The sequence below is a fragment of the Arthrobacter sp. S2(2024) genome, from assembly GCF_036662515.1.
Classification (GTDB): Bacteria; Actinomycetota; Actinomycetes; order Actinomycetales; family Micrococcaceae; genus Arthrobacter.
On sequence record NZ_JAYKZI010000002.1, the window covers coordinates 80,802 to 105,534 of the forward strand.

The 24,733-nt window shown below is 64.4% G+C and carries 22 protein-coding genes and 1 tRNA gene; 15 read left to right on the forward strand and 8 right to left on the reverse strand.

The annotated features are described in order from the left end of the window. Positions 1-98: 98 nt before the first annotated feature. From bcp to VLA65_RS04070, 7 genes are all read left to right on the forward strand, one after another. The gene (gene bcp / locus VLA65_RS04040) at positions 99-572 is read left to right on the forward strand and encodes a thioredoxin-dependent thiol peroxidase (RefSeq protein ID WP_332601871.1); all 474 of its coding nucleotides are present in this window, start codon (positions 99-101) and stop codon (positions 570-572) included. A 117-nt stretch (positions 573-689) separates the two neighbouring features. Further along, positions 690-771 (forward strand) — tRNA-Leu (locus VLA65_RS04045). A 251-nt stretch (positions 772-1,022) separates the two neighbouring features. After that, entirely contained in the window at positions 1,023-2,690 is a 1,668-nt protein-coding gene (locus VLA65_RS04050; protein ID WP_332601872.1) for an ABC transporter substrate-binding protein, read from the forward strand. 79 nt (positions 2,691-2,769) lie between these two features. Further along, the gene (locus VLA65_RS04055) at positions 2,770-4,275 is read left to right on the forward strand and encodes a malate:quinone oxidoreductase (protein ID WP_332601873.1); all 1,506 of its coding nucleotides are present in this window, start codon (positions 2,770-2,772) and stop codon (positions 4,273-4,275) included. 64 nt (positions 4,276-4,339) lie between these two features. Next, on the forward strand, positions 4,340-7,564 hold the full coding sequence (locus VLA65_RS04060; RefSeq protein WP_332601874.1) for an efflux RND transporter permease subunit: 3,225 nt from the start codon (positions 4,340-4,342) through the stop codon (positions 7,562-7,564). Between the two features lie 127 nt (positions 7,565-7,691). After that, positions 7,692-8,813 (forward strand): LLM class flavin-dependent oxidoreductase, encoded by a 1,122-nt coding sequence (locus tag VLA65_RS04065; protein WP_059387638.1) that lies wholly within the window; start codon positions 7,692-7,694, stop codon positions 8,811-8,813. Beyond that, positions 8,810-9,289 carry a MarR family winged helix-turn-helix transcriptional regulator gene (locus tag VLA65_RS04070; protein ID WP_332601875.1) on the forward strand — a complete coding sequence of 160 codons (480 nt, stop codon included), beginning with the start codon at positions 8,810-8,812 and terminating at the stop codon, positions 9,287-9,289. The genes VLA65_RS04065 and VLA65_RS04070 overlap by 4 nt, the downstream gene beginning before the upstream one ends. On the opposite strand, the gene VLA65_RS04075 is transcribed toward VLA65_RS04070, so the two are convergent. Together VLA65_RS04075 and VLA65_RS04080 are read right to left on the reverse strand one after the other, a co-directional pair. After that, positions 9,286-10,092, reverse strand: a complete 807-nt coding sequence (locus VLA65_RS04075) for a transglutaminase-like domain-containing protein (protein WP_332601876.1) — start codon at positions 10,090-10,092, stop codon at positions 9,286-9,288. The genes VLA65_RS04070 and VLA65_RS04075 overlap by 4 nt on opposite strands. 78 nt (positions 10,093-10,170) lie before the next feature. Next, positions 10,171-10,980, reverse strand: a complete 810-nt coding sequence (locus VLA65_RS04080; RefSeq protein ID WP_332601877.1) for a hypothetical protein — start codon at positions 10,978-10,980, stop codon at positions 10,171-10,173. Between the two features lie 124 nt (positions 10,981-11,104). On the opposite strand from VLA65_RS04080, the gene VLA65_RS04085 reads away from it, so the two are divergent. From VLA65_RS04085 to VLA65_RS04095, 3 genes are read left to right on the forward strand one after another with little or no spacing between them, the layout of a single operon-like run. Next, complete coding sequence (locus VLA65_RS04085) at positions 11,105-11,773, forward strand: DUF1684 domain-containing protein (RefSeq protein ID WP_307054181.1); 669 nt, start codon at positions 11,105-11,107, stop codon at positions 11,771-11,773. 40 nt (positions 11,774-11,813) lie between these two features. Next, positions 11,814-12,668 carry a fumarylacetoacetate hydrolase family protein gene (locus VLA65_RS04090; RefSeq protein ID WP_332601878.1) on the forward strand — a complete coding sequence of 285 codons (855 nt, stop codon included), beginning with the start codon at positions 11,814-11,816 and terminating at the stop codon, positions 12,666-12,668. Between the two features lie 12 nt (positions 12,669-12,680). Next, positions 12,681-13,172, forward strand: coding sequence for a GtrA family protein (locus VLA65_RS04095; protein ID WP_370872220.1), 492 nt, complete (start codon positions 12,681-12,683; stop codon positions 13,170-13,172). 78 nt (positions 13,173-13,250) lie between these two features. Here VLA65_RS04095 and VLA65_RS04100 read toward each other — a convergent pair whose 3' ends face one another. The 6 genes from VLA65_RS04100 to VLA65_RS04125 form a co-directional block, all read right to left on the reverse strand. Beyond that, positions 13,251-14,408, reverse strand: a complete 1,158-nt coding sequence (locus tag VLA65_RS04100) for a cysteine desulfurase family protein (RefSeq protein ID WP_284988375.1) — start codon at positions 14,406-14,408, stop codon at positions 13,251-13,253. Positions 14,409-14,412: 4 nt separating this feature from the next. Next, on the reverse strand, positions 14,413-15,309 hold the full coding sequence (gene nadC / locus VLA65_RS04105; protein ID WP_284988376.1) for a carboxylating nicotinate-nucleotide diphosphorylase: 897 nt from the start codon (positions 15,307-15,309) through the stop codon (positions 14,413-14,415). Next, entirely contained in the window at positions 15,302-17,068 is a 1,767-nt protein-coding gene (gene nadB, locus VLA65_RS04110) for an L-aspartate oxidase (RefSeq protein WP_332601879.1), read from the reverse strand. The genes nadC and nadB overlap by 8 nt, the downstream gene beginning before the upstream one ends. A 37-nt stretch (positions 17,069-17,105) precedes the next feature. Continuing rightward, the gene (nadA, locus tag VLA65_RS04115) at positions 17,106-18,413 is read right to left on the reverse strand and encodes a quinolinate synthase NadA (RefSeq protein ID WP_332601880.1); all 1,308 of its coding nucleotides are present in this window, start codon (positions 18,411-18,413) and stop codon (positions 17,106-17,108) included. After that, positions 18,410-19,120: an NUDIX hydrolase gene (locus VLA65_RS04120; protein ID WP_113990543.1), complete on the reverse strand. Its 711-nt coding sequence runs from the start codon at positions 19,118-19,120 to the stop codon at positions 18,410-18,412. Before VLA65_RS04120 ends, nadA begins: the two co-directional genes overlap by 4 nt. Positions 19,121-19,221: 101 nt before the next feature. Then, positions 19,222-19,701 (reverse strand): Lrp/AsnC family transcriptional regulator, encoded by a 480-nt coding sequence (locus VLA65_RS04125; protein ID WP_059387632.1) that lies wholly within the window; start codon positions 19,699-19,701, stop codon positions 19,222-19,224. 177 nt (positions 19,702-19,878) lie between these two features. Between VLA65_RS04125 and VLA65_RS04130 the strand changes: the two genes are divergently transcribed. The 5 genes from VLA65_RS04130 (at position 19,879) to VLA65_RS04150 (ending at position 24,730) form a co-directional block, all read left to right on the forward strand. Next, entirely contained in the window at positions 19,879-21,261 is a 1,383-nt protein-coding gene (locus VLA65_RS04130; RefSeq protein ID WP_332601881.1) for an amino acid permease, read from the forward strand. 247 nt (positions 21,262-21,508) lie between these two features. Beyond that, on the forward strand, positions 21,509-22,546 hold the full coding sequence (locus tag VLA65_RS04135; RefSeq protein ID WP_332601882.1) for a thiamine pyrophosphate-dependent enzyme: 1,038 nt from the start codon (positions 21,509-21,511) through the stop codon (positions 22,544-22,546). Then, on the forward strand, positions 22,539-23,573 hold the full coding sequence (locus VLA65_RS04140) for an alpha-ketoacid dehydrogenase subunit beta (protein WP_332601883.1): 1,035 nt from the start codon (positions 22,539-22,541) through the stop codon (positions 23,571-23,573). The genes VLA65_RS04135 and VLA65_RS04140 overlap by 8 nt, the downstream gene beginning before the upstream one ends. Next, complete coding sequence (locus VLA65_RS04145; protein ID WP_234747729.1) at positions 23,566-23,895, forward strand: biotin/lipoyl-containing protein; 330 nt, start codon at positions 23,566-23,568, stop codon at positions 23,893-23,895. Before VLA65_RS04140 ends, VLA65_RS04145 begins: the two co-directional genes overlap by 8 nt. A gap of 4 nt (positions 23,896-23,899) precedes the next feature. Beyond that, the gene (locus tag VLA65_RS04150) at positions 23,900-24,730 is read left to right on the forward strand and encodes an alpha/beta fold hydrolase (protein ID WP_284988382.1); all 831 of its coding nucleotides are present in this window, start codon (positions 23,900-23,902) and stop codon (positions 24,728-24,730) included. Positions 24,731-24,733: the final 3 nt, after the last annotated feature.

Here is a 24,733-nt window from a genome sequence, read left to right on the forward strand (position 1 = left end):
TATAGACCGCTGCGCGCGGAGCAGGACCGGGGTTCAATTCGTGAAGCGGCCAGCCGATCACTAAGCTGAGTGATCGCGAACGCTAGCAAGGAGCACAAATGGCTGAACGACTCATTCCAGGCGACATTGCCCCGGACTTCACCCTCAAGGACCACGCGGGCCGCGAGGTCAGCCTGGCCTCGCACCGTGGCCGCAATACAGTCATCTACTTCTACCCCGCGGCTTCCACCCCGGCATGCGCCAAGCAGGCCTGCGACTTCCGCGATTCCCTCGCAATCCTCCAGGCCGCCGGTTACGAGGTTCTTGGCATTTCTCCGGACACCGTGAAGGATCTGGAGAAGTTTGTAGCCGAAGAATCATTGACCTTTCCACTGCTGTCCGACGAGGGGCACCATGTGGCTGAGGCCTATGCGGCGTGGGGCGAAAAGAAGAACTACGGGCGCACCTACCAAGGGCTGATCCGCTCAACGATCGTGGTGGACCCCGACGGCAAGGTGGCCTTGGCCCAGTACAACGTGCGGGCCACCGGCCATGTGGCCAAACTCCGCAGGGACCTCAAACTCGACAAGTAGCCACCGCATCGCCGCATAGGCGCGGCTGGAATGGGTGGCGCGAAACCGCGGGTACAATGGAGGCCGGTAGAAGACCGGGGCGGGAATCCCTGAATCCCGGTCCGGAGACCAACACCAGCGCGAGTGGTGAAATTGGCAGACACGCAGGATTTAGGTTCCTGTGCCTTCGGGCGTGGGGGTTCAAGTCCCCCCTTGCGCACATTCAGGAAGTGCCCCGGTCCTTGGCCGGGGCACTTCCCGTTTCCCACCAGGACTCAGGGCCCTGAACTAGACTGGACCGCGGTCCAGTCTAGTCCAGGGCCCTGAGTCCTGGTGGGAAACGGGAAGTGCCCCGGTCCTTGGCCGGGGCACTTCCAGTTTCCAGCCGGGACTCAGGGCCCTGAACTAGACTGGACCGCGGTCCGGCTGCCGCGGGCCCCAAGCCCGTCCAACTGCCTTGAGGGGACAAGAGTGGTAAGCAGCAAGCTTCGCCGAGTCACGCTACAAATCGGCGCAGGCCTTCTGGCCCTGGCCTTGACCTCGTGCACGGCAAGTCCTGGACCGGCACCGTCAGCCTCGGCCGCGGGCAGCACCAAGGCAGAGCCGAGCAAGACCTTCAACTTCGGCACCCCGTCGATGCCGCTTGGGCTCGATCCCGCCGTGACGAACGACTCCGAGTCCTATCGCGTGACCCGGCAAGTGATGGAAGGCCTTGTGGGGGTCGACGCGTCCACTGGCCAACCAACTCCCCTGCTTGCCACCTCTTGGTCACAAGGGAACGACGGACTCAGCTACGACTTCACGTTGCGGTCGAAAGTCACCTTCCACGATGGCACCGTCTTTGACGCCGCCGCCGTCTGCAGCAACTTCAACCGTTGGTTCAATTTCCCGGCGACCGTGCGTCAGCAGGCACCGGGCATCGCGTTCAAGAGCGTCTTCAAATCCTTCGCGGACGACGCTTCGCTTTCGCTCTTCAAGAACTGCAAGGTCATCTCCCCCGATCACGTCCAAATCAACCTGGCCAAGCCCTTCACAGGCTTCCTTCAGGCTTTGACCCTGCCGGCGTTCGCGATGTCCTCCCCGAAAGCAATGGCCGACGGCAAGGCCGACGTCCTGGACAAGAAGCTGTCAGGCCAGCCGGCGTCAGCCTATGCCTCCCACCCCGTGGGCACGGGACCTTACGTTTTCTCCTCCTGGAGCCAGGACCGCATTACGCTGACCAGCTACAAGGGCTACTGGGGCGACCGGGGAGAGATAGCCACGGTCAACTTCATTCCGTTCGACTATCCGCAGGCCCGGCTCCAGGCCTTGCTCGCTGGAACCATCGACGGATACGACCTTGTTACCGCCGGCACCTTCGACCAACTGGTCAAGAAGGGCATGCAAATCGTCCAACGGGATCCGTTCTCCGTGATGTACCTGGGGATGAACGAGTCCGTGGCGCCCCTCCAGAACCTTGGCGTGCGGCAGGCAATAGAGATGGCCATCGACAAAGACACCCTTATCCACAAGTTCTTCATCGACAACACCTCACCTGCGACCCAGTTTGTTCCCCCCAAGCTGAGCGGCTTCAACAACAACGCACCGTCCTTGGGATACGACCCGGACAAGGCCAAGCAACTCCTCGCCAAGTCGGGCTACAAAGGCGAGGAGCTCAAGTTCTACTACCCGCTCAATGTCACGCGCGCCTACCTTCCCACTCCGGAGAAGATCTACGCGGAGATCAGCGCGGAGCTCACCGCCATCGGACTGAACATCAAGCCGGTGCCCGTGAACTGGGACGACGGCTACCTCCAGAAGGTCCAATCACCCGGTGACCATGCGCTGCATTTGCTCGGCTGGAATGGCGCCTACTCGGACCCGGACAACTTCGTTGGAACCCTCTTCGGTGAAAACAACGGTGAGTTCGGCTACAGCGATCCCCAAGTCTTCTCAAAGATCGACCGGGCCCGGGGACTCCCCGACGGCGCTGACCGCAACTCGCAGTACCAGACCATCAATGCGCAGATCGCTGCCACCGTCCCGGCGGTACCCATCGCCTTCCCGATCTCGGCTTTGGCCCTTTCCGACCGCGTCGAGAAGTACCCGGCATCGCCTGTCTTAAACGAAGTTTTTACAAACGTTCGCCTGAAGTCTTGACGTCCCGCCGCAATTTCAGTTATGTGCCCACGCGGGGATATTCTGTGACAGCCAGTGCCGCCGCTATCGGAGATAGATCGTGACCTTCATTTCCAAGACACACCACGCTGACGTCGTCCTTATTGGGGGCGGGATCATGAGCGCAACCCTGGGGGCGTTCATCAAGCAACTCGAACCCAGCTGGACCATCTCCCTTTTTGAGCGACTCGACGAAGCCGGCCTGGAAAGCTCCGGACCGTGGAACAACGCGGGAACCGGGCACGCAGCGCTCTGTGAGCTTAATTACTCGCCGGCAGCCAAGGACGGCTCGGTAGACCCGTCCAAGGCCCTCCACATCAACGAGCAGTTCCAGCTCTCCCGGCAGTTCTGGTCCCACCTCGTGGACAACAAATTGATCGGCTCCCCGAAGGGATTCATCAACACCGTCCCGCATATGAGCTTTGTCATCGGCGACAAGCACGCAGACTTCCTCAAGACCCGCTACGAGGCACTCAAGCCCAACACGCTCTTCCGCAGCATGGAATACACGGAAGACCAGGCACAGATCGCCAAGTGGGCTCCGCTGATCGTCAAGGGCCGCGACGCCAAGCAGCGCGTTGCCGCCACCCGCGCCGCTGAAGGCACCGACGTCGACTTCGGCGCCCTGACCCGCGAACTGACCGGCTACCTCGCCGCGAACGGCGTTGAAGTCAACTATGGCCACGACGTCACCAATGTGAGCAAAGCCTCCGACGGCGGCTGGGACCTTTCACTCAAGTACCCCGCTTCCGGCGAACACAGCCGGATCCACGCCAAGTTCGTCTTCGTCGGCGCGGGCGGCGGAGCACTCCACCTGCTCCAGGCCTCGGGCATCCCGGAAAGCAAGGGCTACGGCGGTTTCCCGGTATCCGGACAGTTCTTCCGCTGCACCGACGAGGCCATCGCCAGCCAGCACAGCGCCAAGGTGTACGGCCAGGCCTCCGTCGGCGCCCCGCCCATGTCCGTGCCGCACCTTGATACCCGCTACGTCGGCGGCAAGCGTTCCCTGCTTTTCGGCCCGTACGCCGGCTTCTCCACCAACTTCCTCAAGACGAGCAGCTACCTTGACCTTCCGCTGTCCATCCGCCCGAGCAACATCATCCCGATGCTGGCCGTGGCCAAGGACAACATGGACTTGACCGCGTACTTGATCAAGGAAGTGGCCAAGCGCCACGACGCCAAGGTGGAGTCCCTTCGCGAGTACTACCCCCAGGCCGACGGCGGCAACTGGGAGCTCATCACAGCAGGCCAGCGGGTTCAGATTATCAAGAAGGACTCCAAGAAGGGCGGCGTGCTGCAGTTCGGCACCGAGGTCATCACGGCCCGTGACGGATCCATCGGAGCACTGCTCGGCGCCTCCCCCGGCGCCTCGACCGCCGTCCCCATCATGATCGAGATGCTCCAGCGGTCCTTCCCGAAGAACTTCAAAGGCTGGCAGTCCAAGCTCAAGGAAATGATGCCGGGCTACGGCGTCAAGCTAAACGACAATCCCGACCTTGCGGCCGAGCTGGAAGCGAGCACTGCCCGTTCGCTCCAACTCGAGCCTGCCGACGCCGTCCAGCGCTAGCAACCGTCCGGGCTGCGGCCGGTTCACGACAAGAGACAGACCGTAGATCCCAGGAGACAGTGCAATGTTCCGTCTGGCAAAGCTTTCACTGGCGAACAGGGCACTGATCGCGCTGATCACCGTCTTCGCGGCGGTGTTCGGCGTGATCACCATGTCGTCCCTCAAGCAGGAACTCATTCCCTCGATCGAGTTCCCGCAGATCTCGGTGATCACGGCGATGCCGGGCGCGTCGCCGGAAGTTGTCGACAAGCAGCTCAGCCGCCCGCTCGAAGCAGCACTGAACAGCGTCGAGGGCCTGGAATCGACCACGTCGACGTCGCGGAACGGTGTTTCGCAGATCTCCATGGTGTTCACCTACGGTTCGAACCTGGACCGCGCGCGCAACCAGATCGACCGCGCCATCTCCAACGCCAAGCGTGTGCTGCCGGCCGACGTCGAGCCCCGATCCTTTGCCGGCAGCATCAGCGACTTCCCGATCGTGTACCTGGCGGTGTCTTCGGACAAGCCTCTCAGCGAGCTGAACACGGACCTGCAGCGATTGAGCGTTCCCCGGCTCCAGAAACTGGACGGGGTCCGCAGCGCTGACGTGACAGGCGGGGCCACCCAACACATCCTGATCCAGCCCAAAGCCCAAGCCATGGCCGCGAGCGGCGCCACCGTCCAGTCGCTCACGAACGCCCTCAAGAACAACGGGACCCTGGTCCCGGCAGGAACCATCGAGGACCAGGGCAAGACCCTTTCCCTGCAAATCGGCAGCCCGGTGGACTCTCTCGACGTCATCAAGGGCTTGCCGCTCACCGGCGCCAAGGGCGGAACCACCATCGGCTCCGTTGCCGACGTGAGCATCAAGGACGACGCCGCAACCTCGATTACCCGGACCAACGGGAAGCCGACGCTGGCCCTGTCCATCACGAAAAAGCCCGACGGCGATACCGTTGCCATTTCGCACGCCGTGAAGGATTCCATTGCCCAGATGGAAGCCGAACTCGGCTCCAATGCGCACTTCACGCCAGTGTTCGACCAAGCCCCATACATCGAAAAGTCCATCAAGGACCTCACGACGGAAGGCCTTCTTGGGCTGGGCTTCGCGGTAGCGGTCATCCTCGTGTTCCTGATGTCCGTACGCTCAACGCTCGTGACGGCGGTCTCCATTCCGTTGTCGCTCCTGATCACGTTCATCGGAATATCGGCGACCCACTACTCGCTCAACATCCTCACCCTCGGCGCGTTGACCATCGCGATCGGCCGCGTGGTGGATGACTCGATCGTGGTGATCGAGAACATCAAACGGCACCTCAGCTACGGCGAGCACAAGCTCGGGGCCATCCTCAATTCGATCCGCGAAGTTGCCGGCGCCATCACAGCGTCCACCCTCACCACGGTTGCCGTGTTCCTGCCGATCGCCTTCGTGGGCAACCTGGCTGGCGAGCTGTTCAGGCCCTTCGCCCTGACGGTGACCATCGCCCTGTTGTCCTCGTTGCTCGTCTCCCTCACCATCGTTCCGGTCCTGGCTTACTGGTTCCTCAAGTCGCCGTCGCCGGCTTCGGCTGCGGAGGACGCCCGTGCCGCCGAGGCCGCCCGATCCAAGGCGCACGAGGCGGAGCAACGCAGCCGCCTGCAGCGCGGCTACTTGCCCATCCTGGCCAAGACCCAGAAGCACCCGGTCATCACGATCGTCGCTGCTGTGCTGGTCTTGGGCGGGACTGCTGCCATGTCTCCCCTACTCGCTACCGACTTGCTGGGTAACTCCGGCCAAAACAGCATGACCGTCCGGCAGGTCCTTCCTGCCGGCACCAGCTTGGAACAGACCGGCGCCGCCGCCGCCCAGGTGGAATCGGTCCTCCGCGGGATAGACGGCATCAAGGACGTCCAGGTCACGTCAGGCAACGCCCAAACGGGATTCGCCGCGCTCACCTCGAGCGGCGCTTCCAACTCGACGTTCACCGTGGTGACTGACGATAAGGCTGACCAGCAGAAATTGCAGGACACGGTCCGGTCCCGGCTCGCCAGCGCCTCGGCTCCCGGGAAGGTCACTGTCGGTGCACAGCAAGGCGGGCTGGGCACCTCTTCCAGCGTCGACATCACCATCAACGCCGCCAACTCAGCGGATCTCAAGACCGCAAGCGACGCCGTGGCGAAGGCCATGGACGGCGTTCCCGGGAGTGCCGAGGTAGCCACCAACCTGGATGCCAGCCAGTCCGTAGTCCAGGTGAAGGTAGATCGCGCCAAGGCCGTCGCCGCCGGGCTGAACGAGGAACAAGTCGCCGGCGTCCTCGCGTCCACGGTCAGCCCCATCCCCGCAGGCACCGTCCGTATCGACACCACGGACTTCCCGGTGCAGATCGGCGAAGGCACGCCCTTCACCAGCATCTCCGATGTCAGGGCCATCAATCTCCCGACGCCGGCCGGGCCCGTTCCGCTGTCGAGCATCGCGTCCGTGGATCAAGTTGACACCCCGGTCTCCATCACGAGCAGCAACGGCCAGCGGAGCGCGAAGGTGACCGTCACGCCGTCGGGCTCCAACCTTGGAGCCGTCAGCACGGCAGTCAGTGACCGGCTGGCCTCGGTGCAGCTCCCGGCAGGCGTTACCGCCACCATCGGCGGCGCCACGACGCAGCAGGCCGACTCCTTCCGACAGCTCGGGCTCGCGCTCCTGGCCGCCGTCGCCATTGTGTATGTCATCATGGTGGCCGCGTTCAAGTCCCTCATCCAGCCCCTCATCCTGCTCGTGTCCGTGCCTTTTGCGGCGACGGGCGCCATCGCTCTGCTCCTGGTCACGGGCGTTCCGCTGGGACTGCCTTCCCTGATCGGCATGCTCATGTTGGTGGGAATCGTCGTGACCAATGCGATCGTCCTGATCGACCTCATCAACCAGTACCGCAAACCACACGATGGCAGCCCCGGAATGAGCGTGGCAGACGCCATCACCCACGGAGCCAGGCAGCGGCTACGCCCGATCCTCATGACGGCGCTTGCTACCGTCTTCGCCCTGACACCCATGGCTTTGGGCCTCACGGGCGGCGGCGGGTTCATTTCCCGGCCGCTGGCGGTTGTGGTCATCGGCGGCCTCGTTTCGTCCACGGCGTTGACGCTCGTCCTGGTGCCCGTCCTTTACAAACTGGTCGAAGGCCGGCGGGAGAAGAAAGCGCTCCTCAAGGCACTCACGCAACGCCCCGACGTCGCGCAGGACGGGGTCGCCGGCCACGGCGACGGCGACCACCTGGACTGGACCACCGGAATGATTCCCAAAGTCTCCGGCCGCCGATCCGCCTCCAGCCCCGCCGAGTAGGGCGACACACCGGGAACAAAATGATGCCTCACCCTGTTGCAGGCAGTGATACATGCAAATGCATCTATTTTGGGATAGACTGTTGGCAGAGCCCGGACACCAAATCGGGCAGGCAGAAAGGCACATCATGGAGATCGGCGTATTCAGCGTCAGCGACATCACCACTGACCCCACCACGGGCCACACCCCCACGGAGAACGAGCGCATCAAGGCCGCCGTGGCGATCGCCAAGAAGGTCGAAGAGATCGGCATGGACGTCTATGCGATCGGCGAGCACCACAACCGCCCCTTCTTCTCATCGTCCCCCACCACCACGCTGGCGTACATCGCAGCGCAGACTGAACGCATCACGCTGTCAACGTCCACCACGCTGATCACCACGAACGATCCCGTCAAGATCGCCGAAGACTTCGCGATGCTCCAGCACCTGGCGGATGGACGCGTGGACCTCATCATGGGCCGCGGCAACACCGCCCCCGTCTACCCCTGGTTCGGCAAGAACATCCAGGACGGGATCGAGCTCGCCATCGAGAACTATTCCCTGCTGCGCAAGCTCTGGGATGAAGACACCGTCAACTGGAGCGGCAAGTTCCGTACCCCGCTGCAGAACTTCACCTCCACGCCCCGCCCGCTCGACGGCGTCGCGCCCTTCGTCTGGCATGGCTCCATCCGCAGCCCGCAGATCGCGGAACTCGCCGCCTACTACGGCGACGGCTTCTTCGCCAACAACATCTTCTGGCCCAAGGAGCACTACCAGCAGCTGATCGGCCTGTACCGCGAGCGCTATGAGCACTACGGCCACGGCAACGCAGACCAAGCCATCGTCGGCCTCGGCGGGCAGTTCTTCATGCGCAAGAATTCCCAGGATGCCGTGAAGGAGTTCCGCCCCTACTTCGACAATGCACCGGTGTACGGCCACGGGCCCTCGCTCGAGGACTTCACGTCCCAGACACCGCTGACTGTCGGCAGTCCGCAGGAAGTCATCGAAAAGACCCTGACTTTCCGCGAATACTTCGGCGACTACCAGCGCCAGCTGTTCCTCGTGGACCATGCGGGCCTCCCGCTCAAGACCGTCCTGGAACAACTGGACCTCTTCGGCGAAGAAGTCCTGCCCGTCCTGCGCAAGGAATTCGAGGACCGCAAGCCGGCCCACGTGCCCGACGCACCCACCCATGCATCCCGGGTGGCAGCGTCCGTGATCGCCTCGGCCAGCGAGGCGGTTGCCGATTCCGCCGGGCGGACCCCGTGACCACCGCCGCGCCCACCTCGTCGGCCGTGCGCCTCGCCGCCGAAACCTGGGAGTCCTTGTTCCGCTCCCAGGTGGCGGTGATGCGCCGCCTCCAGGCCGGGCAGGCATTCAAGAAGCTGCCCATCAAGGAGTACGACGTCCTGTTCACTCTTTCCCGTTGCCCCACGGGCAAGCTGCGGCTGAACGAGATCAACGATCACGTCCTGCTCAGCCAGTCCAGCCTGAGCCGGCTGGTTGACAGGTTGGAGAAGCGCGGGCTCGTGGAGCGCAGCATCGCCCCCGACGACGGACGCGGCATCCTACTGGGGCTTACCGCGGCCGGGCAGGAACTGCAGAAGGAGATCGGGCGCGAGCACGTCCGCGACATCGCCGAACTTGTGGCTCCGGCTTTGACAGCCGAGGAGCAGCGTGAGCTCCTTCGCCTGACGGAAAAGCTGCAAGTGTTCGTCGCGCACAAGCAGCCGCGCGAAGGCTAGCGGAGGACGACGAGCTTTGCCGGATCCTCATCCGGCAGCTCGTCGGCCACCACCGCGGTGACTTTCAGGCTCTTCAATGACAGGCTGCCGCCCACCGTGGACAGAAACGCGGTGTCCGAGGAATCGCGTCCGGCCGTGATGCGCAGCATGGACCCGCGCGGAGCCAGGCCGGTGGGATCGATCACGTACCACGTTCCGTCGATGTGGGCCTCAGCCACGGCGTGGAAGTCCATGGGGCTCAGTCCTGGCGCGTACACCGCCGCAAGCCGGGCGGGGATGTCCTTGGAACGCAGGAGGGCAATGGCAAGGTGGGCGAAGTCCCGGCAAACCCCTTTGCGGTGCAGGAGCGTCTCCACCGCTCCATCCGTCCCGCGCGAGGAACCACTGACGTAGCGGAGCTCGTCGTGGACCCAATTCCGGACTGCCTGCAACAGTTCTTCGCCGTGGAGCCCGCCGAACTCGGCGTACGACGTCGGAAGGAGCCGATCGGACTCGGCATAACGGCTGGGACGCACGTAGCGGATGAGTTCCATACGGGAGGACTCATCCGGGGCACCCAAGCCCTCCACCGAGGCACGGTAATCAACCGTTACCTCGCTGGGTTCCTCGAACTCCATGTACTGGAAGCGTCCGCCGTGATGGTCCCCCAACTCAGTGAACGGAACAGCTTCGCCCTCCACCGTGACGGACAGCTCTTCGGTCAACGAGTCATAGCCCGGATTGCTGGCCACGGCGATTGCCATGGCCACTTTGGTGTTGGCGACGGTCTTGAAAACGAGCTGGGCAGCAACGTTGCGTTCCATGGATCTCCGGAGTGTTGCGGCTGGACAACCCAGTAATTGGGCAGAGTTGGCGCCGACGAATGTCTATCAACCTTGGTTCTACAGATTGACCTTCAGAGACAATAGCATCCGCTGGACGTTGGCGAATTCCGAGCTCTGGTCAACGTACTTGGCGGCCTGGTCCAAGGTGTCGAAGGACTTCGCGGGAGCAACTACTTCATCCGTGGCGAAGGCATGCACGGCTTGCATGTCCCCGAAGTAGTAGTTGCCCTTTCCTGCAGGTCCCACCACAATGTTCCGCAGTTGGCAGGCCTGCCCATCGGTTCCGGCTACCAGGTTGGTGATGCCGTACGAACCGAAGAATTTATAGCCCTGGATGACCCGGAACACCACGTGCGGGGGGATCGTGGAATCACCGTCGGCATGGGGCAGGTCAATAGGCACGCTGCTGACCACGACGTAAGGACGCTTGGCGGCCGGATTGCAGTCAGCCGGACTCGCCGAGGGCAGCCCGGTGTGAAGGGTCGCCAGGTACCCTCCCTTGGCGTCTTTGACCTCGATCTTCAGGGCGCCCGGCATGGAACCGGCGTCGGGCGTGACCGATTGCGCAATCCAGTCACTCGGAAGATCGAAGCTGACCTTCTTGGCCGCATCCGAGTACGTTTTCCACGCCGCGGCAGTCGCCCCCGCCGTCGCAGTGCTTCCTGCGGAAGGGCTGGCACTGGAACCGCCCGACGGCGCGGCTGTGCTTGGGCCCGACGGCGTTGCGCTCCCGGGAGCCGCACTGCTGGACCCGGCTGTCCAGACGGCGCCGCCCTTGCCCTCGGAACTACAGCCGGCGGCGGCGACCACAATGAGCGCACCGAGGACGGCGACTGAAAACTTCAACGGGATCCGCTTTGCTCTCATGCGCACCAGCCTAGCGGCGCCGAGCCGCCGCCCGTCCCTCCGGATCGGCGTTTCGCGCCTGCAAACCCAGCCGATGCCCTACGGGCCGCCGCTTCGGCCCGCGCGGTAGGACTAGGCTGGACGCATGGCTCCCGATCTGCTCGATGAGGACGAAAACAGTGTGGCGGACATTTCCGCCGTGGACATCGCAGACTGGCGTTTGCGCACGTTCGCCTTGTACGACGACGTCCGCAAGATCGCGATGGACGACCCCTTCCAAGCTCACGTGTACTGGCGCCAGGAACGGGACCGCATGTTCGGTACCCACCCGGCCTCGGCGCTGACTCCCGCCAGCAAGCAGGCTTTTTCGGGCTTGCGCACCGCGGACTACGATCCCCGGTTCCGCCGCTATGCCGCCCTTTCGCCGGAAGGCGCGGGCCAGGAGATGAACGTCCAGACCGGGACCGACGGCGTGGTGCCGTTTGTCCGCCTCGGCACCTTCGACCTCGACGAGCTCGGCTCGCTGGCCGTGTGGCGCCTGCGCAGCTACGGCGGCGGCATCTTCGTGCCCTTCCGCGACGCCACGGCCGGCAAACCCGGAGGAAGCTACGGCGCCGGCCGCTACTTGCTGGACACCATCAAGGGAGCCTTCCACGGCCTTCGAGGATCCGGGCAACAGGAGTTCGTGCTCGACTTCAATTTCGCCTACAACCCATCCTGTGCCTACAACGAGGCCTGGGCCTGCCCCTTGGCCGGGCCCGCGAATCGCCTGGCCGCGGATATCCCCGTGGGCGAGCTCTACTTGCCCGTCTAAACCTGCCGCCTCAAGAGGTTCAAGGACGTAGGATGTCTTCATGACTTCCTCACGTGCACGCCGGATCGCCCGCGTCCGCCCGCTCTCCCCCACCTCACCGGACGAACAGTTCTTCGTAGCGAACGACGCCGCCGACTTCGCTTCCGCCGAAGGCCGGAGCTGGACGGTGGTGGACAGCCCGTTCCCCGGCTCGCCGGCAAATAGCAGCAGCGCAGGGCGGCCAGGTTGGGTTGCAGGCTCTTGTGTCTCCGAGGATGTGTTCACGTTCCTGGCGCCGTCTGTTCCCGCCAACGTCTTCGGCATGGCGCACAACACCGGCCAGCCAGGCCGGGACTTGCCTGCGCAGGCGTTCCACAAGGCCGCCACAAGCGTCATCGGACCAGGCGACGCCATCGAACTCGCCTCCGGCGTCGGATACGTGGACCCCGAAGCGGAGCTGACCGTCGTCGTCGGGCGCAAAGTCCGCGGACTCACACTCGACAACGCGCGCGACGCCATCCTCGGTTTCACGATCGGCAACGACGTCTCGGCGCGGGACCTGCAGAAGACCGACGACTTGTGGATCAGCGCGAAAAGCCAGGACACGTTTACCCCTGCGGGACCGTGGATCGTCACTGACCTCGATGACAGTGATCTTTCGATCGGCATCGTGCACAACGGCAGGGAATTGCGGACGGCCAGCACCGCCGACCTCGGATGGAAAGTGGACGAGATCCTTGTCTACCTCACGTCGTTCATGACTTTGCACCCCGGAGACCTGGTCCTCACCGGCTTCCCCGCCGAGTGTGCCAGGATCGCGCCAGGAGACCTTGTGAGCTGCCGCATTGAGGGCATCGGAGAGCTCACCAACCCCGTCATCGCAGCAACTTGGGAGAAAATTCCCAGCTTGATATGACAGGCTTGAGCAATGGAGCCTCCTGCCGTGCCGGCAATTGAGACGCGGCAGACGTCCCTTTCCAGGCCAAATACAAGCAAGCGCCGCAAAGGCGTGCTGCGCTATCCGGTGGTCAGGCAGCTCATCCGTTTCACCGGCGTCGGGATCATCTGCACCGTCACCTCGCTGGCACTGTACGCGCTGTTCAGGCCGTGGTTGGGACCCCAACCTGCCAACGCCGCAGCGCTGATCATCACCTCGCTCATGAACACGGCCCTGAACCGTCGGCTGACCTTCAAGATCAGTGGCAACCGGAAGAGGACGCGGGACCACTTGAACGGGTTGATCGTGATCGCCGTGGCGCTGGTCATCACGGGCGGGAGCCTGGGCGTGCTGCATGCGTTCCGGCCCGAGGCAACCCTCGAGGAGGACCTCTGGACCACCACGCTGTCCGGATTCGTCGCGACGGCCGTGCGGTTCACGATGCTGCGGCACTGGATTTTCCGCCGCGCCCGCCACGTCTGACTCCCAACTGACTCGCATTTGTTGTCGTTTTGAGGGCTCAGAACGACAACAAATGCGAGTTACTTGGGGTGGGGACCGTCAGCGGCGGCCGAGCCCCTGGACGCTCCCGACGGCGGCAGCCACGGCTTCCGCGGCTTGGTCCAGTTCCGCTGACGTCACCGTGGAGTCGAAGCTGAAACGCACAGCTGTGTGGGCCACCTCGGGCTCGATTCCCAAGGCCAGCAGGACCGGAGAGGGGGCGTCGGATCCAGCGGCGCACGCCGATCCGCTGGAGCACACCACCCCAAGCCGCTCAAGCTCAAGCAACACCGACTCCCCGCTGGTGCCGGGGAAACAGAAAGACGCGACGGACGGTAAGCGTTGCGAGGGGTGGCCGGTCAACACGGCACCAGGCACAGCCTCGAGGACAGCGCGGATGAAGGCATCCCGCAACTCCGTGACACGTCCGGCAAGTCCGGACTGCCCGGCATGGGCAAGAGTCATTGCGGTGGCCAGCGCGACGGCTCCCGCCACGTTTTCGGTCCCGGAGCGCCTGCCCCGCTCCTGTCCGCCGCCATGGACGAGCGGTTCAAGTCTCAGCCTGCCCTTGGCATAGAGCACGCCGCTGCCCTTCGGTGCGCCGAGCTTATGGCCTGAGATACTCAGCGCGTCGACCCCCAGTTCTTTGACGCCAATCGGGAGCCAGCCCGCAGCCTGGACGGCGTCCGTGTGAAACGGCACACCATGTTCCGCGGCAACCTCGGCAAGTTGCCGCACGGGCTGCACGGTCCCGATCTCGTTATTCGCATACATGATGCTGACGAGGGCCGTCTCCGGGCTCAGCGCGGCCCGGAGCGCCTCAACCGTCACCACACCGTTCCGGTCCACGGGGACCACATCCACCTCGAACCCGTGGACGCGTTGCAGGTAGAGTGCGGATTCCTCGACGGCAGGGTGCTCGATGGCGCTGATGACAACGCGGTTCAGGGCAGGATCCGCCGCACGTCTCGCGAGGGCAATTCCTTTCACCGCCAGGTTGTCCGCCTCGGTGCCGCCGGACGTGAAGGTGATCTCCCCCGGCCGGCAGCCCAGAGCCTTCGCTACCGCCGCGCGTGCCCCGGACAACGCGTTCGCGGCTGCTTCGCCGAGGTTGTGATGGCTTGAGGGATTGCCGAACTCCCCCGTCAGATACGGCCACATGGCTTCGAGGACTTCCCTGCGGACCGGTGTGGTCGCCGCGGCGTCGAGGAAGATCATGGTGTCAGCCGAGAGCCAGGGATGGGTCCGGCGCCACGTCGAGCGTCACGTCCAGGCCGAGATCCAGCGCGCTGACGCTGTGGGTGAGTCCGCCGATCGAAATGACATCGACTCCCGCGGCCGCGATGTCCGCCACGGTGTTGACGTTGACGTTGCCGCTCGCCTCGACGACGGCGCGGCCCGCCACCTGCTTCACGCCGGCACGGAGCTCCTCAAGCGAAAAGTTGTCCAGCATGATCGTGTCGACACCGGCCGCCAGCACGGGTTCGATCTGCTCGGCGCGGTCCACTTCCACCTCGAAGTGCGTGGTGTGGCCCAGTTGGGCCTTGGCGGCCTTCAGCAGTGCAGTGAGTTTCGCGGAATCGCCACCGGTCATCACTGCCAAGTGGTTGTCCTTCGCCAGCACGGCATCGGACAAGCTGTAGCGGTGGTTGGCTCCTCCGCCGCATCGCACGGCGTAGCGTTCCAATACCCGCAGCCCGGGAGTAGTTTTCCGGGTGTCGGTGATGCGGGCCTTGGTACCGTCGACCAGCTTGACGAATTCCGCGGTCTTGGTGGCAATGGCGCTCATGCGCTGGGCAAGGTTGAGCCCGACGCGTTCGGCGAGCAGCACCGAGCGTGCCCGGCCGCTGACCCGCGCCAGGTGGGTTCCGGCGTCGAACGCTTCACCGTCCGCGAGCAGCAGCTCCACTTCGGTGTCCGGGTCGACGAGCAGCATGGCGTCACGGAACACCGTTCCGCCGCTGAACACCCCCGGAACCCGGGCATTGAGCACGGCGGTGGCCCGGGCTTCGGCGGGAATGAGCAGCTGCGAGGTGATATCGCCGCTCGGCGCGTCCTCCGCGAATGCCCGCTCCAGGATGTCCCGGACGGGTGCTGCGGGGAGGGTCAGGCTAGTCATTGACGAGGCTCGCTTTCCGGCGGATCGTGTATCTCTGAACAATTTCTTCACGCGGGGTTTCGACCGCATCACTCCGATAATGCGCCCCCAACGACCCCCGCCGCGCCCCCGCAGCCCGCACCAACAACTGCGCAGCCAGGAGCAAATTGGCATCCTCGTGAACCACGGAATCCACCGAGTCCGGCACATTCTCAGGAAGCACGACGTCGGCCCAAGCGTTGAGTGCCTCAGCGGCCTCCCGCAGCAACCCCCCGGTCCGAAGCACCCCGGCTTTGGCAGTCATCAACCGCCGAAGGGCGGCCCGGCTAAAGGGCTCCGGAACGAGCTCAGGCTGCCACACGAGCGCCCCGGTCGGCTCGGTGGTTCCCGAAAGCGCCGTTGTTGCGTAGAGGTCCACGCCGGCCTCCGAGCTTGCGAGGCGTTCGCCGGCGAGAGACCGGAGCGCAGGCGCCGAGGGAACTAGCGAGTCGGTCCCCCCGCCGTTCGGCGGCGCCCACCCAAGGAACCCTTCAACAGCCCGCCGTCCAAAGACCAGCCCTTCGAGCAGCGAGTTACTAGCCAAGCGATTGGCGCCCTGCACCCCGGTACAAGCAACTTCGCCGGCGGCAAGCAAGCCAGGTACAGACGTCCGGCCGTGGAGATCCGTGACCACCCCACCCATCCAGTAGTGGGCGGCAGGGGCGACCGGAACTGGCTCAAGGGTCCAGTCGACTCCGGCTTCGCGGGTCCGGGCGCTGAGCGTGGGGAAGCGTTTCTCAAGGAAGCCTTTCCCCTTGTTCGCTTCCACGGTCCGGGCGTCAAGGAAGACGTGGCCGTTGGGATCACCAAGTGACGCAAGGTGGAGGGCGATGCTGCGGGAGACGACGTCGCGCGGCGCCAGTTCGGCGTCGGGGTGGTAGCGGGGCATGAACCGTTCGCCGTTCGCGTCCACCAGGATGGCGCCTTCGCCGCGGACGGCTTCGGAAATGAGGAGCGGATCGGCGCCGAAGGGAGCCGGTTTTCCTGCAGCGGAGAGGACCATGCTCGTGGGGTGGAATTGGAAGAACTCCAGGTCCGCGAGCTCCGCGCCTGCCCGCCATGCGAGCGCGAGTCCGTCAGCCGTTGCCACCAAGGGGTTGGTGGTCTGGGCGAACAGCTGCCCCGCCCCGCCGGTGGCCAGCAGCACGGCATCGCCGAATACGCTCTCAAGGCGGCCGTTGCGCAGGAATTCAACGCCCGTCACGCGACGCTCGGACTGGATCAGTGACGTCGCCTGTGAATGTCCCAGCACCTGGATCTTCCCGGCGTCCTGTGCGTCAAGGACTGCCAGGATGAGTGCGTTCGCCACCCCGGCACCCGTGGCGTCTCCACCGGCGTGGAGAATCCTTGGCGCGGAGTGGGCGGCTTCGAGCCCCAAGGCGGGATCGCCGTCGTCGTCCGCGTCGAAACGGACGCCGAAACGCTCCAGCCCCCTGATGTCGAGGCGAGCTTCGGAGCACAGAACCCGCACGGCCTCCTCATCGCAGTGGCCCGCGCCGGCTGTGAGGGTGTCCGTGATGTGCGCGGCGACGGTATCGCCGGGGGCCGGTTCGTCCAGCACTGCCGAAATCCCGCCCTGGGCGAAGAAGGTATTGCTGTCCGCGAGCGCGCCCTTGCTGAGCAGGACGACCTCCGCACCGGCCTCGGCGGCCAGCAGCGCGGAGTAGAGGCCGGCGATGCCGCTCCCGACGACGACGAGCCGCCGCCGCGCCGGGGCGCCGGGAATGCGTTCTGCAGTCATGTGAGGCTCGATTCGACTGGTTGGTACGGGATGTGGCCTAGAGCGGCCGAGCTGCGAGCATGCGTTCAAGGGCGATCTTGGCGTTGTCCTTGACCGAATCGTCCACAGTAATGCGGTTGACCACGCGGCCCTCCACCAGTTCCTCGAGCACCCAGGCGAGGTAGCCGGGGTGGATGCGGTACATCGTGGAACAAGGGCAGATCACCGGGTCGAGGCAGAAGATGGTGTGCTGCGGGTTCTCCGCGGCCAAGCGGTTCACCATGTTGATCTCGGTGCCGATCGCGAAAGTGGTGGGCTCGGTCGCGGCGGCGATGGCCTTCTTGATGAAGTCCGTGGAGCCTGCGCCGTCTGCCGCGTCAACAACCTCCATGGGGCACTCAGGGTGCACAATGACGTTCACGCCCGGGAATTCGGCGCGTGCCTTCTCGATCTGGCCCACGTTGAAACGCTTGTGGACGGAGCAGAAACCGTGCCAGAGGATGACGCGGGAATCCAGCAGGGTCTGTTCGTCGTTTCCGCCGAGTTCCTTGCGCGGGTTCCACATGGGCATCTGCTCCAGCGGGACGCCTAGCGCCTTGGCCGTGTTGCGGCCCAGGTGCTGGTCAGGGAAGAAGAGGACCCGCTGGCCGCGTTCGAAGGCCCATTCGAGCACCGTCTTGGCGTTGGAGGACGTGCAGACGATGCCGCCGTTGCGTCCGCAGAAGGCCTTCAATGCGGCCGAGGAATTCATGTAGGTCACCGGGATGACCGGGGCACGGCCTTCGGAATCGGGGGCGGTCCCGAAGAGCTCCTCGAGCTGCTCCCAGCATTCCTCCACCGAATCCTCGTCCGCCATGTCGGCCATGGAGCAGCCGGCGGCCAGGTTCGGCAGGATCACGGCTTGGTCTGCGCTGGACAGGATGTCGGCTGTTTCGGCCATGAAGTGAACACCGCAGAAGATGATGGCCTCGGCGTCGGGCTTGGTCAGGGCAGCGTTGGCGAGCTGGAAGGAGTCGCCCACGAAATCCGCGTACTGGACAACTTCGTCGCGCTGGTAGAAATGGCCCAGGATGACAGCCCGGTCCCCCAGCGTCTCCTTGGCGGTACGGATCCGGGCGTCGAGCTCGGCGTCGCTGGCCAGCTTGTACTCTTCGGGCAACTGGCCTTGGCGGGGCGTGGCCTTCGGAGCGTCGTCGGCGCTGGACGCACCGGGACCGTAAGCGGGGATGCCTGCGAGGGCTTCGGCGAGGTCGTACTCCCAGGGGCCCTTGGCCAGAGCGGGGCTGCACGTCGACCCGGCCGCGGAACGGCCGTTTTCGGCTTCTTCCCGGGTGATCAGCTGGATAGCTGTATTGACGCTGCTCATGGTGTACTCCTGTTGTCTGGCCCGAGTCCGGGCGTGCCGGTGAAGCGGTAGAGGCGGGGCGGGCGGTGTTTTCCGCCCTGGAGGTATTCACCGGTTTCCTCGATTTCCGGTGTTCCCTTGATTTGCCGGCGGAAGTTTGCCGGATCCAGCTGACGGTCCAGGACAGCCTCGTAGACTTCGCGGACCTGTGCCAGGGTGAAGAATTCACCCAGCAAGTGATAGGCGATGGACCCGTAGGCCATTTTGTTGCGCAGCCGCCACAAGGCGTAGTCCACAATCGCGTTGTGGTCGAAGGCCAATTCCGCGAGCCTATCGGCCCGGAACCACCGGACGTTCTCGGATTCGTCGGCCAGGGCGGCTTCCGTGGGCTGTACCAGGGCCCAGTAGACAATCGACACGACCCGCTGGGCGGGCGAGCGGTGCAGGCCGCCGAAAGCGTAGAGCTGTTCGAGGTATTGGGGAGCCAGCCCCGTGGTTTCGCGCAGGTTGCGGGACGCGGCATCCTGGAGGGATTCGTCGTGCTGGAGCGGTCCGCCGGGCAATGCCCACATGTCCTTGAACGGTTCGCGGATGCGGCGCACCAGAGGCAACCACAGCGTGGGGCGGCCGGAGCTTTCACTGGGGCGGAGGGCGAAGATCACCGTCGATATGGCCAACGACGGCGGCGCGAGCCTGCGCTCTGCGACATTCGCGGAGGTGGCGTACACGGTATTCACCCCGCTTCTTTGCCGTAGGGATCAGAAAACTAGTTATAGTCAAAATGACTAGAACTAATGGTACGACTGTCGGCGGACAGTGTCCAAATGTTTCAGCCCGCGTTCTCCTTGGCGGCAGCTTCCAGGAGGGGCAAAGTGCGGCCTTGGAAATGCGTATTCAGCACGATCACCGAGGACGACCGGAGCACGGTCTTGGTGGCGATGAGCTTGTCCAGCACGCGCTGCAGGTCCGAGTTCGACTTGCCCACCACCCGCACCATGAGATCCGAACTACCGGAAACGGTGTGGACCTCAATGAGTTCAGGGATCGCTGCCAAAGCTTCGACGACGGCGTCGTGCCCCAGGTCCTGGTTGATGGTCAGCGAGCAGAAGGCGACCACCGGATAGCCGAAGCCGGCAGGATCGGGCTGCGGAACCCAGGGAGCCACCACTCCGCGCTCGGCCATCCGGTCCAGCCGCGACTGGACCGTGGCACGGGCGACCTTCAAGACCCTCGATGCCTCCAGAACGGACGCCCGCGGGGAGTCTGTGAAAAATCGGACAATCTTGGCATCCAACTCGTCCACAACCATCAGTTTTTCCTGCTTCCGCCCAAGGGGATGTACAAATCGGCGCTTCACGCCCAGATGCCACTCCAGCTTGTAACCATCCTCTCACGAGTGTTTTTCGCCACTTTCATCCGGAAGCGGTAAATTCGATAAGTCCTACGAGGACCAGCGAACAAACCATCCACAAGAAGGCAAACACGAATGACAACGAAGTCCACCGCTGTTCGACCCTCCATTCCTTCGCGAGGCCTTGGCCACTCGATGAAGCCGCGCCAGCTCACCATGATGGGCTTGGGCAGCGCCATCGGCGCGGGACTCTTCCTCGGTTCGGGCGCCGGAATCCACGCCGCCGGCCCGGCAGTGCTCATCTCCTACCTTGTGGCGGGCACCTTGATCATCGTGGTGATGTGGGCCCTAGGCGAGATGGCAGCCGCCAACCCGAACAGCGGCGCCTTCTCGGTGTACGCGGAAAAGGCCATGGGCAGGACGGCCGGGTCCACGGTCGGCTGGCTTTGGTGGCTGCAGTTGGTAGTGGTCATCGCCGCGGAGGCACTCGGCGCAGCAGGGCTGCTCTTCTCCGTCTGGCCAGTCATTCCTGTGTGGGCGCTGGCGTTGGTATTCATGGTGGCATTTACCGCGATCAACCTTGCCGGGGTCCGGAACTTCGGTGAGTTCGAATTCTGGTTCGCCATCCTGAAGGTCGCGGCCATTGTCGCTTTCCTCGCCATCGGCGCAGCTTTGCTGTTCGGCTGGTTGCCCGGCGTAGCTTCCCCCGGCCTCGCAAACCTGACCGGCAACTTTGCACCGTCCGGCTGGTCCGGAATTGCCGCAGCCCTCTTCGTAGTGATTTTCGCCTTCGGGGGCACCGAAATCGTGAGCGTGGCTGCTGCGGAGACGCAGAACCCGGCACACAGCGTCGGCAAAGCCATCCGCACGGTGGTGTGGCGCATCCTGGTCTTCTACATTGGTTCGGTCTTCGTCATTGCAGCAGTACTGCCCTCCGATTCCGAAGGCTTGAAGTCGCCGTTCGCCGGCGTCCTGGACCTTGCCGGCATCCCGGGAGCCGGCGCTGCCATCACGCTCGTCGCCGTCGTGGCATTGCTTTCCGCGCTCAACGCAAACCTCTACGGCGCCTCACGCATGGTCTTCTCCTTGTCTGAACGCGGCGAAGCACCTGCCTTCCTGTCACGGCTGCGCGGCGCCCAGGTGCCCATGGCCGCCGTCGGGGTTTCCGTTGCATTCGGCTTCATCGCCACCATCCTGGAACTGCTGTTCCCCGACCACGTACTCCCCGCCCTGCTCAACCTTGTCGGGTCCACGTGCCTCGTAGTCTGGGGAACTGCGCTCGTGTCCCAGTTCATCCTGCGCCGGCGCGCCGACCGCGAAGGAACCGAACTGCCGCTTCGCATGAAGGGATTCCCCTTCCTTACGGTATTCGGACTGGCGTTGCTTGCCCTGATCTTCGTGGTGGGCTTCTCGAATGCCGAGAGCGCCGGTCAGCTGATCGGCACGTTCCTGTTGATCGCGTGCATCGCCGTTGCCTGCCGGATCGGCGCCAAGGTGAAGTCCGCACGAAACGCCTAAGCTGACCCAACTAATCCCCACCGCCACCCTCGCCTCGCAAGCTCGGCCAGGGAACCCTGGCGGCGTGGGCCCAGCAGTTGTTGTCGTTTTGAGCCCTCATAACGACAACAACTGCGAGCTACTTGGGTGAGCGGGAGGTGCACAAACTGCTATGTGTTCCCCAGGGAAGACTGGCAGTTCATGGCAGTTTGACTAGCCCCGAATAGGCGGATTGCCTACGTTCCGAACAGTGACTACGGTCACGTCCATGGACTCATCTCTTCCCGTCGTGGCCGCAGCCGACGCCGCACCCCTGTCCCCCGGACAGCTCAGGGAGCTCTATTCCTTGATGGCTGCCGTTCGATACCTCGATACCTCGGCCGTTGCCTGGCAGCGCCAGGGAATCATCCCCGGCTACGCTCCGGAACTCGGCCAGGAAGCCGCCCAGGTCGGCAGCGCCTACGCCCTCGACACTGCCCGCGACTTCGCCTTCCCGACGTACCGCGAGATGGGTGTCGCCAGGACCATGGGCGTGGACATGGTGGCGTACATGTCCACCCACAAAGCAACGTGGCACGGCGGCATGTACGATCCCCTGGCAAGCCGCCTCGCGCCCATCCAGGCCGTCGTGGCAGGCTCGGTGCTTCATGCCGTCGGCTGGGCCCACGGCCAGACCCTGAGCGGCGGGCACGGAGTGGCCCTCAGCTACTTCGGCGATGGCGCGTCCTCCCAGGGCGATGTCCACGAGGCCATGAACTTTGCCTCCGTGATGAAGGCACCTGTTGTCTTCTTCATCCAGAACAACGGCTGGGCGATTTCCGTGCCCACCGAGCGGCAGGTGGCCGGCGGTTCGGTAGCTGCCCGAGCCGCGGGCTACGGAATCCCGGGCATCCAGGTGGACGGCAACGATGTGGTCGCCGTCCATGAGGCCACCCGCAACGCCTTCGCCCACTGCCGCGCAGGAAAGGGTCCTGCTGTGGTCGAAGCCATGACCTACCGCCGCGGGCCGCATTCCACCGCCGACGATCCCGGCCGCTACAGGAGCCTCGACGACGAGCGCATCGACGCCGGCGAGGATCCGCTGGAACGCCTCCGCAAGCGTTTGCTGGCCGAAGGCGTAGCCGACGAGGCGTTCTTCACCGCCGCCAACCAAGCAGCCTGGGCAGAGGAAGAAGCCATCCGCACCGGAATCGAAGCCCTCGGGCCCCGGCCCGGCAACGAGATGTTCGATTTCGTCTTCCAGGAAACCACCCCCGCCCTTGAAAACCAGGCCACCCGTTGGCGCGAGGAGTCAGAACATGTCTGAAAGCACCACAGCCACCCTCGAAGCCAGGGCAGCCACAGAGAACCAGTCCGTCAAGCTTTCCATGCAGCAGGCACTCAACCGCGCCCTGGACGAGATCCTGGCCACCGATCCGAAGACGGTGGTCTTCGGCGAGGACTGCGGCCGATTGGGCGGGGTCTTCCGCATCACCGACGGATTGCAGGCCAAGCACGGTGAATCCCGGGTCTTTGACACGCCGCTCGCGGAATCGGGCATCCTGGGGATGTCGGTGGGCCTGGCCATGGCCGGTTTCCACCCCATTCCGGAAGTGCAGTTCGATGGCTTCGCGTATCCCGCCATCAACCAGATCGTGTGCCAGATCGCCCGGATGAACTACCGCAGCCGGGGCAAGCTTCCGATGCCGATCACGCTCCGCGTACCCAGCTTCGGCGGCATCCGCGCCCCCGAACACCATGGCGAAAGCCTCGAGGCACTCTTCGCGCACGTTCCGGGGCTCAAGGTGGTCTCGCCGTCGGACCCGCACGATGCCTACCACCTGCTCAAGTACGGCGCCTCGCGGCCTGACCCGGTGATCTTCATGGAACCGAAGTCCCGGTACTGGCAAAAGGGCGACGTGGACGCCTCCGACGGCGGTACCCTCACCGGCGCCCGCGTTGTCCGGCCGGGCCGCCACCTGACCCTCGTAGCCTGGGGTGCCATGGTTGCCCGGTGCCTGCAGGTTGCCGAACTCGCCGCGGAAGACGGAATCGAGGTCGAGGTCCTCGATCTGCGCTGGCTCAAGCCGATCGATGCCGAAGCACTGGCGACTTCCGTCGGAAAGACGCGGCGCGCCGTCGTCGTGCATGAGGCTCCGCTGACCTCCGGGCTGGGGGCCGAAGTGGCCCAGCTGATCACGCAAAGCTGCTTCGACACGCTCAAGGCGCCCGTCGAACGGGTCACCGGCTTCGATGTGCCGTATCCCTCCGGCGACCTGGAGGACGAATACATTCCGAACATTGACCGCATCCTCCTGGGGATCCAACGAGTACTGGAGTATCGACGTGGCTGAAATCAGCTTCCCCCTGCCCGATCTTGGCGAAGGCCTCATCGAAGCGACCGTCCTGGACTGGCTCGTCTCCCCCGGCGACCAGGTGGAACGGAACCAGCCGCTCGTGGAGCTGGAAACGAGTAAATCCGCCCTCGAGTTGCCGAGCCCGCAGGCGGGTAAAGTGATCCGTATCCACGGAGCGCCGGGCGAGACCATCAACGTCGGTGAACCGCTGGTGGTGTTCGAGGTGCCGGACAATACTGCCGGTATCGTGGGCACCGTTCCCAAGGATGACGCACCGAAGCGCCGGGTCCGCCTGAGCGCCGTACTTGATGAGGACTGACACCATGAGCGGCAGGCACAAGGAAGAGCACATCCACACTGTGGAAGGGACAGATCCGCATCTGTTCGTGGAAGTCCATGAGCCTGCCGAAGGGACCGACGCCGGATTGCGCCCCGTGCTGCTGCTGCACGGTTTCTCCTCGTCCACCAAACTCAATTGGGGCGACACAGGCTGGATTTCCACCCTCAAGTCCGCGGGCCGGCGTGTCATCACCGTGGACCTTCCAGGGCACGGCCAGAGCAGCTCGCCCGAGGACCTGGACTCCTACTCGCCGAGCCGGATCCGCGCGGACCTGCTCCAGATAGTCGCCGACGCCGGTGCGCGCCCCGTGCGCGCCGGTGACCCTACCAGCGGGCTCGACGTCATCGGCTACTCTTTGGGCTCCCGGCTCGCTTGGGAATTCGGGGCAACCCAGCCCGAACTCGTGCACCGGCTGGTGTTGGGCGGCCCGAACAAGGAAGACCCCCTGGCGTCGTTCGATCTCGGAGCAGCCCAGCGCTACCTCGCGGACGGCACACCCATTGAAGACGAGTCCACGGCAGGGTTGCTCAAAATGGCACAGCTCTTGCCGAGCAACGATCTTTTTGCGCTCTTGTCGCTCATCGAGGCCATCAAGGGCGAACCCTTCGATCCTGCCGAAGCCGTGCCCCACATGCCGATGCTCCTGGTGGCCGGCGACAAGGACGAGCGCGCCGTCACCATGCCGGAGCTCGCTTCGATCGCTTCCCATGCCGGGGGCATGGTTGAGCAACTGCTCGTACCGGGGCGGAACCACAGCAACGCCGTGACCAGCCGGGTTTTCAAGGACGCTGCGGTGGCGTTCCTCGGCGTCTAGGCG